9 protein-coding genes are annotated in these 11,988 nt (G+C 52.6%); 1 reads left to right on the top strand and 8 read right to left on the bottom strand.

Annotation, left to right across the window (positions count from 1 at the left end):
• Window positions 1-31: 31 nt before the first annotated feature.
• The 8 genes from AC1MKH_RS08355 to AC1MKH_RS08320 form a co-directional block, all read right to left on the bottom strand.
• Window positions 32-2,299: a ComEC family protein gene (locus tag AC1MKH_RS08355; RefSeq protein WP_276217969.1), complete on the bottom strand. Its 2,268-nt coding sequence runs from the start codon at window positions 2,297-2,299 to the stop codon at window positions 32-34.
• 238 nt (window positions 2,300-2,537) lie between these two features.
• Window positions 2,538-2,822, bottom strand: a complete 285-nt coding sequence (gene ihfB / locus AC1MKH_RS08350) for an integration host factor subunit beta (RefSeq protein ID WP_015965094.1) — start codon at window positions 2,820-2,822, stop codon at window positions 2,538-2,540.
• A gap of 153 nt (window positions 2,823-2,975) precedes the next feature.
• Complete coding sequence (rpsA, locus tag AC1MKH_RS08345) at window positions 2,976-4,649, bottom strand: 30S ribosomal protein S1 (protein ID WP_276217972.1); 1,674 nt, start codon at window positions 4,647-4,649, stop codon at window positions 2,976-2,978.
• 114 nt (window positions 4,650-4,763) lie between these two features.
• The gene (gene cmk / locus AC1MKH_RS08340; protein WP_015965096.1) at window positions 4,764-5,447 is read right to left on the bottom strand and encodes a (d)CMP kinase; all 684 of its coding nucleotides are present in this window, start codon (window positions 5,445-5,447) and stop codon (window positions 4,764-4,766) included.
• A 174-nt stretch (window positions 5,448-5,621) separates the two neighbouring features.
• The gene (gene loiP, locus AC1MKH_RS08335; RefSeq protein WP_276217974.1) at window positions 5,622-6,389 is read right to left on the bottom strand and encodes a metalloprotease LoiP; all 768 of its coding nucleotides are present in this window, start codon (window positions 6,387-6,389) and stop codon (window positions 5,622-5,624) included.
• Between the two features lie 142 nt (window positions 6,390-6,531).
• Complete coding sequence (aroA, locus tag AC1MKH_RS08330) at window positions 6,532-7,815, bottom strand: 3-phosphoshikimate 1-carboxyvinyltransferase (protein ID WP_276217976.1); 1,284 nt, start codon at window positions 7,813-7,815, stop codon at window positions 6,532-6,534.
• Window positions 7,816-7,883: 68 nt separating this feature from the next.
• Window positions 7,884-8,972: a 3-phosphoserine/phosphohydroxythreonine transaminase gene (gene serC / locus AC1MKH_RS08325; RefSeq protein WP_276217978.1), complete on the bottom strand. Its 1,089-nt coding sequence runs from the start codon at window positions 8,970-8,972 to the stop codon at window positions 7,884-7,886.
• Between the two features lie 189 nt (window positions 8,973-9,161).
• Window positions 9,162-9,854: a DUF421 domain-containing protein gene (locus AC1MKH_RS08320; protein ID WP_276217980.1), complete on the bottom strand. Its 693-nt coding sequence runs from the start codon at window positions 9,852-9,854 to the stop codon at window positions 9,162-9,164.
• A gap of 138 nt (window positions 9,855-9,992) precedes the next feature.
• Between AC1MKH_RS08320 and ycaO the strand changes: the two genes are divergently transcribed.
• On the top strand, window positions 9,993-11,759 hold the full coding sequence (gene ycaO / locus AC1MKH_RS08315) for a 30S ribosomal protein S12 methylthiotransferase accessory factor YcaO (protein ID WP_276217982.1): 1,767 nt from the start codon (window positions 9,993-9,995) through the stop codon (window positions 11,757-11,759).
• The last annotated feature ends 229 nt before the right edge of the window (window positions 11,760-11,988 follow it).

The following is an 11,988-nucleotide window of genomic DNA, read 5'->3' as shown; positions in this document are numbered from 1 at the left end:
AAACCAGCTTATGTTGAAATAGCCGCATATTCTACCCGTTATCCTGCCCCTCGCCAAACCACTGATGATACCAACGAGGTAAAAGTTGATCGCGTAAGCCTTCTATTTTCCACTTATTGGTGAAAAAAGTGACCGTAATCTGCCCCTGATGCGGGGTGTCGAACCATGCATAATTATGCTGTTGATAGCGCGTCTTCACTTTCGCCGAAGGCAGACGCCACGCGTTATAGCGGGATGCGGAAGCCAACGCGGCTTGCCCGTTAACCTGCTGTAATAATGCGATGCCTGACGAGGTATTACTGCCATGATGCGGCACCTGAATAATTGTAGACCTAAGATACTGCCAGTAATGGCTTTGCATGGCCATTTCCGCCGATAACTCGATGTCGCCAGTCAGCAAAACGCTGTTTTTACCATCATCGACACGAATAACACAGGAACCATTATTACCGGTTTGTCTGTTTGCTGATATCGGCCAGAGCACCCGAAAAGATAATCCCTGCCATTGCCAGGCGTCCCCACGAAAACATCCCTGATGCCCTTTCCAACCTAAAGGGCTTCGTACCCAGCTTTTCGGCCAGGCGTTATGCAGACTATCAAAACCGCCTCGATGGTCCAGATGCTCATGGCTCAGGATAATCCCCTCCGGGGTCAGATTACGCCAGCGCAGCCAGGGAATAATCAGTTGCGTTCCGCTATCGCCTCCAGGCCACGCCAGCCCGGTATCATAAACAATCGCCTTATCATGTCGCGAAATCACAATGGAAAGCCCCTGCCCCACGTCCAGCATGGTAACCTGCCAACGATCGTCCGGCGTCGAACGCCATAGGGGAAAAGTTAACAGTGCTACGCCAGACAGATAGAGCGCAGGATAAGTACGCCAGCCGTGAAGACGCCAGACGATGATCAGCATCCACGGAATGAGCGTCGCCCACGCCCAACGCGAATCCACGCTTAGCCAGCCATCTGGCAAGCTACGCAGATACGTAAACACCCACCCCGTAACCGTGTCAGCGCAAAACCAGACCACCGTCTCAAGTGCCATTGGCCCGCTCAGGTGAAGTAACAATCCCAGAAGTACCAACGGCACGACCACAAACGTCACCACCGGTACCGCCAGCAAATTCGCCACCAGCGAAGTGGTGCTGACACCATGAAACAGCAACACTTGCATGGGCGTCAGCAAAAGCATCAATCCCAATTGCAGGTAGAGCATTTCCTTCAGGAAACGCAACGGCGCACGCCCTTTCCAGCGCGGCGGGGGCACCCACTGATACCAGAAAATCAGCGTAGCTACCGCGAAGGCAGAAAGCCAAAGGCTGTCGGATAACACCGCCAACGGATCAATGAATATAATAGCCGCGAGGCAGCACAGCCAGACATCCCAGCCTCGCCATCGACGACCCGAAAGCCGCAGCAGCGTCCAGATCCCTCCTGCCACTACCGTGCGTACTGCGGGGGGTTGTAACCCGGTGAGCCAGGCGTAAAGGAAACTGCAGACTAATGCCCCAACCAGCGGGAGACGCCAGTTAATAAAGCGGCACGGCAGGAAAAACTGTAACGTGCGAATAATCATCCAGCCCAGCGATGCGCCCAGCGCAATATGTAACCCGGAAATCGCCATCAGATGCGACGTTCCGGTTTGCTGCATCAGCCGTTTTATTTCCGGATCAACGCTGAGACGTTCGCCAAGCCCTAACGCCAGCAGCACATCGCGCCATCGGTAGCCTGCAAGAGAAGCCCGTAACGATGCCAGAAACTGCGCTCGCAGGCTGCATGCTGCATCCAGCGGCGTAGCATTAATTAACCGCCCGGTGAGCGGCTGATGCTGTGCCAGCGCGTAGCGTTGAGAATCAAACCCGCCGTCGTTGAGCTGGCCGTGCACGGCACGAGCGCGAATCGTCATCGCCCAGCGCTGGCCTGCACAGGGCGGCTGTGGCAGGTAGTTGCCATACAGCGTAATGACCGGTGTCGGGAAAAGCCGCTGCCCGTTGAAACGGATAATGTTCCCCTGATGCGTGGTTTGTCCGTCAGTCTGGCTAAGCACTATCTCGACGGTCTGATTTTTTCCGGGAATACGCAGCGCGGGCAGTTGCACCTGCCAGCCGGCCAGCACGCCCCAGCAAAAAAGTAACCCCACAATACACAGCATGCGCACACCCGGTTTCGGGCATATCAATGCTAACAGGCTAAGAACAACAATTGCCGCTTCAATGACCGGCAAAGGAGGAAGCGCAGGCAGCCAAAGCAGAGGGATTACGCCCAGCATCACACAGCAGGCAAACAGTGGTACACGCATCAACACCTCCTTGTTGTGCCGAGTGTCGCGCATACGTTTTTGGCTGTCTCGGGGCAAAAGGAGAAGCGTCGAGGCGTCTTCCAGACAATTTTACAGTTGCAGCAAACGGGAAAACGTTATGCGAGGAGGATTCAGAAAGTGTGGGGAGTGACTGAGATGCTGGAACGCAAGAAATGAAAAAAGCACCCGCAGGTGCTTTTTTCGCAATCAAGTTAAGCCGTTAACGCACGGCACAAACTCAATCGTAAATGTTGGCGCGATCGCGCAGTTCTTTACCCGGCTTAAAGTGCGGCACATATTTGCCTTCAAGTTCCACTTTATCGCCAGTCTTCGGGTTACGCCCGGTACGTGGTGCTCGATAGTGCAGGGAGAAGCTGCCGAAACCGCGGATTTCAATGCGCTCACCCTGTGCGAGGGTTGAGGCCATATGCTCCAGCATCTCTTTTACCGCATCTTCCACTGCTTTTGCAGGGATGTGAGATTGCTGGCTGGCAAGTCTTTCAATCAATTCTGACTTGGTCATAATTCCTCCGGTTTCCTTTCAAGGAAAATTAGCTAACAGCTTAAACAAGGGCGGCCGTAGCCGCCCTTTGTGCTTGATTACAGAACGAAAACCGTAATCTGTCAAGTAATCTCATGATTCTTCGGCTGATAATCAGACCGAAGAGTAAGAGAATTACTCGCCTTTAGCTGCTTTGAATGCTTCAGCCATTGCGTTGGAGAAGTTGCCGTCTTCCTGTTTGTTGTTAACAGTCGCGATTGCATCTTTCTCGTCAGCTTCGTCTTTAGCACGTACAGACAGGCTGATTGCACGGTTTTTGCGGTCAACACCGGTGAATTTAGCTTCAACGTCGTCGCCAACGCTCAGAACCAGAGTTGCATCTTCAACGCGGTCACGGGATGCTTCAGAAGCACGCAGGTAACCTTCAACGCCGTCAGCCAGTTCTACGGTTGCGCCTTTAGCGTCAACTGCAGTCACTTTACCGTTTACGATAGCGCCTTTCTTGTTCAGAGCAACCCAGTTGTTGAACGGATCTTCTGCGAGCTGTTTAACGCCCAGGGAGATACGTTCACGTTCTGCGTCAACCTGCAGTACAACTGCAGCGATTTCGTCGCCTTTTTTGTATTCACGTACTGCTTCTTCGCCTGCAACGTTCCAGGAGATGTCAGACAGGTGAACCAGGCCATCGATGCCGCCGTCCAGGCCGATGAAGATACCGAAGTCAGTGATAGACTTGATTTTACCTTCAACACGGTCACCCTTGTTGTGGGTTTCCGCGAACTGCTGCCATGGGTTGTTTTTGCACTGTTTCAGGCCCAGGGAGATACGACGACGTTCTTCGTCGATATCCAGAACCATAACTTCCACTACGTCGCCAACGTTAACAACTTTGGACGGGTGGATGTTTTTGTTGGTCCAATCCATTTCGGAAACGTGAACCAGGCCTTCAACGCCTTCTTCGATTTCAACGAAGCAGCCGTAGTCGGTCAGGTTGGTTACGCGACCGGTCAGTTTGGTACCTTCCGGATAACGTTTAGCGATAGCTACCCACGGATCTTCGCCCAGCTGTTTCAGGCCAAGGGATACACGGGTACGTTCGCGGTCGAATTTCAGCACTTTAACAGTGATTTCGTCGCCAACGTTTACGATTTCGCTCGGATGCTTAACGCGTTTCCATGCCATGTCGGTGATGTGCAGCAGGCCGTCAACGCCACCCAGATCAACGAATGCACCGTAGTCAGTGAGGTTCTTAACGATACCTTTAACTTCCATGCCTTCTTGCAGGTTTTCAAGCAGCTGATCGCGTTCTGCACTGTTTTCGGATTCGATAACAGCACGACGGGAAACAACAACGTTGTTACGTTTCTGGTCAAGCTTGATTACTTTGAACTCAAGCTCTTTGCCTTCCAGGTGCAGAGTATCGCGAACCGGACGAACGTCTACCAGTGAACCTGGCAGGAACGCACGAATACCGTTCAGCTCAACAGTGAAGCCACCTTTAACTTTACCGTTGATAACACCAACAACAGTTTCAGCGTCTTCGTAAGCTTTTTCCAGCGTGATCCAAGCTTCATGACGTTTAGCTTTTTCACGGGACAGCAGGGTTTCACCGAAGCCGTCTTCTACTGCATCCAGGGCAACATCAACTTCGTCACCAACCTGGATTTCCAGTTCGCCGGCTGCGTTTTTGAACTGCTCTGCTGGGATAGCAGATTCAGATTTCAGGCCCGCATCAACCAGAACAACGTCTTTGTCGATAGAGACAACAACGCCACGAACGATGGAACCCGGGCGGGTTTCGATTGTTTTTAAGGATTCTTCAAAAAGTTGAGCAAAAGATTCAGTCATGTTTAATCTTCAGGTTTCATATTTAACGTCCACCTGGCTCCGTGCCGGGTGGGGTTGTTTAACATACCCGCTGTCAATCCATTGCAACGGGGGTACTGCAAATTCGGTCGCGTATTAGGCGAGAGCCAACTTTTGGCGCGCGTATTGTAGCGCTTTTTCAATCACTTGCTCAATGCTTAAGGTGGTGGAATCCAACACTAAAGCATCAGCAGCCGGAACCAGCGGTGCCACGGCGCGGTTGCGATCGCGGTCGTCTCGTTCCTGTATCTCGGCCAAAAGGCGTTCAAAGTTAACACTAAAGCCCTTTTCCTGCAACTGTAGCATGCGGCGATTCGCACGCTCTTCCGATGAGGCGTCGAGGAAAATTTTTACTGGCGCATCAGGGAATACCACCGTGCCCATATCGCGGCCATCAGCGATTAAGCCCGGCGCTTCACGAAACGCGCGCTGACGGCGCAGAAGCGCTTCGCGAACGCGAGGAAAAGCCGCCACTTGTGAAGCGGCATTCGCCACTTCCTGGGTGCGGATTTCACCACTAACGTCTTCCCCTTCCAGAATCACTTCCAGGTTGCCTTCCGTAGAGACAAAACGCACATCCAGGTGAGCGGCCAGCGGAACCAGCGCATCTTCCGACGTCACATCAACGTGGTGATGTAGCGCGGCCAGCGCCAGAACACGATAGATGGCTCCCGAGTCCAATAAATGCCACTGTAAAGCCTCAGCCATCGCTTTACACAGGGTGCCTTTACCCGCACCGCTTGGTCCATCAATTGTGATTACCGGGGCAACTGCCGTCATCTTTATCTCCTTCAACACAAGGCGTATAGAACCTAAACGCGCGCATTATACGCATGTCTACGCCTGACAGTTACCTTTGTCTGCGAATTACGGAATTAACGCCAAAAATGGTAGGAATAGTGAACACTAATTATAGCGGGCTGGCACAGGGCCAGCCCGAAAGATGACAATGTTTTACTTTTTGTCAGAGGCGATACGTTCGCGGATATGCTGCGCACGTTCGGTTGAAGGCGGATGGGAATCAAACATCGATTTGGTGTGCCCGGAGTCCAGGCTTGCCAGTTTGTCGAAGCTGCCGACCAGGCCCTGGGTGCTGATACCGCGTTTTTTCAGCAGATCGTAAGAGAAGTCATCGGCTTCAGACTCTTTATCACGCGAGTATTTCGCATTAATGGCGCCTTCCGCAATATCGCCAAGCTGAGAACGAGATAGCTGAGCTGCCACGCCGCTGGTTGCAGAGATAGCATCACGTGCGGCAACGATCGCATAAGATGCTTTCATTTCAGCCAGGGAGTGACCGAGCGCTACGTGGCCCAGTTCATGACCGAGAACGCCTTCGATTTCGTTGTCGTTCATCATGTCCATCAGGCCGCTATACACGCGCACACAGCCGTTAGCCATCGCCCATGCGTTCACATCGCTGGTCATGTAAACCTTATAGTTGACCGGCGTACCATTGATGTTATTGCCCAGCGCTTTGGCGATTTTCGCCAGGCGTTTGCTGTATTTGCTGGATGCGCCTGCCATTTGATTCTGGCTGTCCAGTTCCTGGCAGCCCTGATTGGCGATGGCTTTGGCATCTGCGTCATTCAGGGTTGCCGCTTTGTAAGCTGACATTCCTGAACTGATCGCCATGTTGGTGTCGATACCGTGGGTATTTTGACAGCCGCTGAGTAGCGTGGCGGAAACAGCCAGCGCCAGCAGAAGTTTAGCATTCTTCATGTGAATCATCCGTTGATTATATATAATTTATCTAAATATCAATAAGTTAACAAAGCAATCAAGATTATCACTATGAGGAATGCGCAGAAAGTCCGAAAAAAAACGCCGACACAAGGTCGGCGTTTTTAGATCACGATTTCAATTAAGCCAACGTACTAATACGCGCCAGCTGTTCGAAGTAATCCGGGAAGGTCTTCGCCGTACATTTAGGGTCAAGAATGGTTACCGGCGTGTCAGACAGCGCCACCAGCGAGAAGCACATCGCCATACGGTGATCGTTGTAGGTGCCAATTTCGGCAAACTGCAATTTTGTCGGCGGCGTGACGCGAATGTAATCTTCACCCTCTTCCACTTCGGCGCCCACTTTGCGCAGCTCTGTCGCCATCGCAAACAGACGGTCGGTCTCTTTTACGCGCCAGTTATAGATGTTACGCAGCGTAGTGGTGCCTTTGGCAAACAACGCTGCGGTGGCGATAGTCATCGCTGCATCGGGAATATGGTTCATATCCATATCAATGGCATTCAGTTCACCACGGGTACAGGCGATGTAGTCATCACCCCAGGTGATCGTTGCGCCCATTTTTTCCAGTACATCGGCAAAGCGGATATCGCCCTGCACGCTGTTACGCCCAATCCCGGTCACCTTTACGGTCCCGCCGCGGATTGCTCCCGCCGCCAGGAAATAGGACGCAGACGAGGCATCGCCTTCCACCAGATACTGGCCCGGAGACTGATACTGCTGACCGCCACGCACGACAAAGCGCTGATAGTGTTGGTTTTCCACCTCAACACCAAACGTTTTCATCAGGTGCAGGGTGATGTCGATATACGGTTTAGAAACCAGATCGCCTTTGATGGTGATGGTGGTGTCATTCGGTGCCAACGGCGCGGTCATCAGCAGTGCTGTCAGGAACTGGCTGGAAACGGTACCGTCAACCTCAACGTTGCCGCCGCTAAAGCCGCCCTGCAAACGCAGCGGTGGATAATTTTCCTGCTCGAGATACGTGATTTGCGCCCCGCCCTGACGCAGCGCGTCAACCAGATGGCCAATCGGACGCTCTTTCATGCGCGGTTCGCCGGTCAGCACGATATCGTTGCGACCCAGACAAAGTGCAGCCGCCAGAGGACGCATCGCCGTGCCCGCATTCCCGAGGAACAATTCCAGTGATTCATTGGCCTGCAACGGGCCTGCGTTACCCGTGACTTCACAACGGGTGCGATCGGCAGACAAGGTGTAATGAATTCCCAGCGCACTCAGCGCATTCAGCATGTGGCGAACATCGTCGCTGTCCAGCAGATTAGTCAGGACAGTGGTGCCGCGTGCTAAAGCTGCCAGCAGCAAGGCGCGGTTAGAGACACTTTTTGAACCAGGCAGGTTAATGGTGCCATCAACACGCGCAATGGGTTGTAACGTCAGGGATTCCATGAAACTCAACTCTCAAAATCGACAATAAAAACCCCCGCAGAATACTGCGGGGGATGAAAACGAAAAAATCAACCGTGGCGACGTTCGAAGTCCTGCATGAAATCGGTCAATGCCTGAACGCCCGCCAGCGGCATCGCGTTATAGATTGACGCGCGCATCCCGCCAACGACGCGGTGGCCTTTCAGCGAATGCAGACCCGCCGCGAAGGACTCTTCAAGGAAGACTTTATCCAGTGCGCTGTCCGCCAGCTGGAACGGAATGTTCATGCGAGAACGGTTAGACGCCGCAACATCGTTACGATAGAAATCGCTGTTGTCGATAACGCCATACAGCAGTTCAGCTTTCTGCTGGTTGACGCGATCCATCGCCGCCACGCCGCCCTGCTCTTTCAGCCATTTGAAGACCAGACCCGCCAGATACCAGGCGAAGGTCGGCGGCGTGTTGAACATGGAATCATTTTCGTTCAGCACGGAGTAATCCAGAATCGACGGGCAGGCAATGTTGGCTTTGCCAAGCAGATCTTCACGCACAATCACCAGCGTCAGGCCGGCCGGGCCGATGTTTTTCTGCGCGCCAGCGTAAATCACGCCAAAGCGGCTGACATCAATCGGGCGGGAAAGGATGGTAGAGGAGAAGTCAGCTGCAACGACCACATCTTTACCGAAATTCGGGGTTTCATCGATAGCGATGCCATCGATGGTTTCATTCGGGCAATAGTGCAGATACGCAGCATTGTCAGAAAGCTGCCATTCGCTCATCGGCGTCACGGCACGCTTGCCGTCAACGGTGATTTTGGCGTCAATCACATTCGGCGTGCAGTATTTCTTCGCTTCCTTTACTGCGCTGGCTGCCCAGTAACCCGCGTCAACATAGTCTGCGGTGGTTTTATCACCCAGAATGTTCAGCGGCACGCCAGCGAACTGGCCGCGACCGCCGCCATGGCAAAACAACACTTTATAGTTGGAAGGGATATTGAGCAGGTCACGAAAATCCTTTTCTGCTTCTTCCGCCACGTGGATAAACTCTTTCCCACGGTGGCTAACTTCCATTACTGATGTACCCAATCCGTTCCAGTCGCGTAATTCGTTTTGCGCCTGTTTAAGGACATCTGCCGGTAGCATTGCCGGACCTGAACTGAAATTAAAGACCTGAGCCATTTCCCCTCACCACGTTGCAATGTTGTCTACCCGTGTGCGTTCACCCGGGTATAAGTTATTCCTGTGGATATCGGTTTTATCATTCAGTGACACGCGCCGCAATGGGTAATACTGAGCGGTCAGAAAATGTGTCATAAGTCACACAACAGAATCTTCCGCATTGACGAGTGAAAATGGAGAAATCCGCTATCAGGTGACGCGTTTCGCGGTGCTGGCCTTCGACCATTCTGGATTTGCGCAGCGGGGACATAATTGATGTTCCCCGGCATTAAAGTGAAAAATCGCGCTGCACCGAACGCAGGCGTAGTCCGCTGCCTCGGGAACCGTGGTAAAGCGCGAGACACAGCTCGACGGTAAAATCACCAAACCGGCTTTTACGTCATCATCGGGATAGTAATAGAGGCTGATTTGCCCATTCGTTTCCATAATGGCCAGCCGCACCTGCCCGAGTTGCTCGACGCCGCCCAAACGCAGCTCCATGAAAAACTCAAACTCAGTCATGTTCTCAGACTGCAAACGTTCCCACGCCAGCTCGCCCTCTTCCACTACAATGACCGGTTTCCCCTCCAGCAAATCTTCCAGTTTTTCGCTACGCGACATCAGCCACATCACCAGCCGATAAAGGGCAGCCAGAGTGATAAACACCACCAGCACCGGCAGCATCGGCACATCGTCATAAAATGCCACATCGCCTGCGGCGGAACCCAGCGTCAGGATGATGAGCACTTCAAACAGCGACATCTGGCGGACACCACGCCGGCCGGTGATTTTCAGGAACAGGAAAACCAGTATAAAGGTATAGAGCGAACGCAGCGCCACTTCGCCGAGGAAGTCCAGCGGGACTTTATCCAGCGCCATGCGGTGTAGATCGAACGATTTCATTTTTATACCTGCAAAGATGCCATTGCCGTTAATCATAGACCAGCGCATTTAATTTATTATCGTTATCAATCGCGATAGCTACATTCATCCAAACCCCGTATCATTGCGCGCTTTCCGTACGATAAAAATGAGACCGTCATGACGCAAACCTATATCCCCGGCAAAGATGCCGCACTGGAAGATTCCATCGCTCGCTTCCAGCAAAAACTGCTCGACCTGGGCTTTGACATCGAAGAGGCCTCCTGGCTGAACCCGGTGCCGAACGTCTGGTCGGTACATATCCGCGACAAAGCGTGCTCGCTGTGCTTTACCAACGGTAAAGGCGCAACCAAAAAAGCCGCGCTGGCGTCTGCGTTAGGGGAATATTTCGAGCGCCTGTCAACCAACTACTTCTTCGCCGATTTCTGGCTGGGTGAGAAAATCGCTAACGGTCCATTCGTGCATTATCCGAACGAAAAATGGTTCCCGATCCCGGAAGATGACGAACTGCCGGAAGGCCTGCTCGATACGCGTCTGCGAGCGTTCTACGATCCTGACGATCAGTTGACCGGCAGCCTGATGGTCGATCTGCAATCGGGCAATACCGATCGCGGTGTATGTGGCCTGCCGTTTACGCGCCAGTCTGACGGTGAAACCATTTATATCCCGATGAACATCGTCGGCAACCTGTACGTTTCTAACGGTATGTCTGCGGGCAACACCGCTAACGAAGCGCGCGTACAGGGTCTGTCGGAAGTGTTTGAGCGTCATATCAAAAACCGCATTATTGCCGAGAGCATCAGCCTGCCGGAGATCCCGAAAGAGGTAATGGCGCGCTATCCTGGCGTCGTGGCGTCTATTGAGAAACTGGAAGCGGAAGGTTTCCCTATCTTCGCTTACGACGGCTCTTTAGGCGGTAAATATCCGGTTATCTGCGTTGTGCTGTTCAACCCGGCAAACGGCACCTGCTTTGCCTCCTTCGGCGCGCACCCGGACTTTGGCGTCGCGCTGGAACGTACCGTTACGGAACTGCTTCAGGGCCGTGGTCTGAAAGATCTGGATGTTTTCACGCCGCCAACCTTTGATGATGAAGAAGTCGCCGAGCATGCCAACCTGGAAACCCACTTCATCGATTCCAGCGGTTTGATCTCCTGGGATCTCTTTAAGCAGGATGCCGACTATCCGTTTGTGGACTGGAATTTCTCCGGCACTACCGAAGAAGAGTTCGCCACCCTGATGGCGATTTTCCACGCGGAAGATAAAGAAGTGTACATCGCGGATTACGAGCATTTAGGCGTGTACGCCTGCCGTATCCTGGTGCCGGGAATGTCTGATATCTATCCGGCGGAAGATCTGTGGCTGGCGAACAATAATATGGGCAGCCATCTGCGCGAGACGATTCTGACCCTGCCAAACAGTGAATGGGAAAAAGAAGAGTACCTGAATCTGATCGAACAGCTTGATGAAGAAGGTCTGGACGATTTCACCCGCGTGCGTGAACTGCTGGGCCTGGCAACAGGCAAAGACAACGGTTGGTATACGCTGCGCGTTGGTGAGTTGAAAGCGATGCTCGCGCTGGCCGGTGGCGATCTGGAACAGGCGCTGATCTGGACCGAATGGACAATGGAATTCAACGCGTCAATCTTTAGTGCCGAGCGTGCGAATTATTACCGTTGCCTGCAAACCTTATTACTGCTGTCTCAGGAAGAAGAACGCCAGCCGCTGCAATACCTGAACGCGTTTATTCGTATGTACGGTGCTGAAGCCGTAGAAGCTGCCAGCGCCGCGCTGAGCGGCGAAGCGCCGTTCTACGGTTTGCAGGCCGTTGACAACGACCTGGCGGCCTTCCCGGCGCACCAGTCGCTGCTGGCAGCCTATGAAAAATTGCAGTGTGCAAAAGCTGCGTTTTGGTCAAAGCAGGGCTAAAAAGACCGGAGAATAAGTAGGTTTAAAGATTAGTCTACGCTATATTATGGGGCCGTTTAACGGCCCTTTTTTTATTTCTAAAATGCCGTAAATTAATTTGTGATAATTACGTTACGTACAAGTAAACACTATTATTGGTAGCTTACCAATAATGTTAATTTAAATGATCATTACTCCATTTTAATTAACTGGCAAAACGGGAGGGTGACGAAAAAAATCAACTGATATT

Source organism: Pseudocitrobacter sp. CD920760 (genome assembly GCF_057782505.1).
The sequence above is the reverse complement of the archived record's forward strand: the minus strand, read 5'-3'. Positions and strand labels throughout refer to the sequence as shown.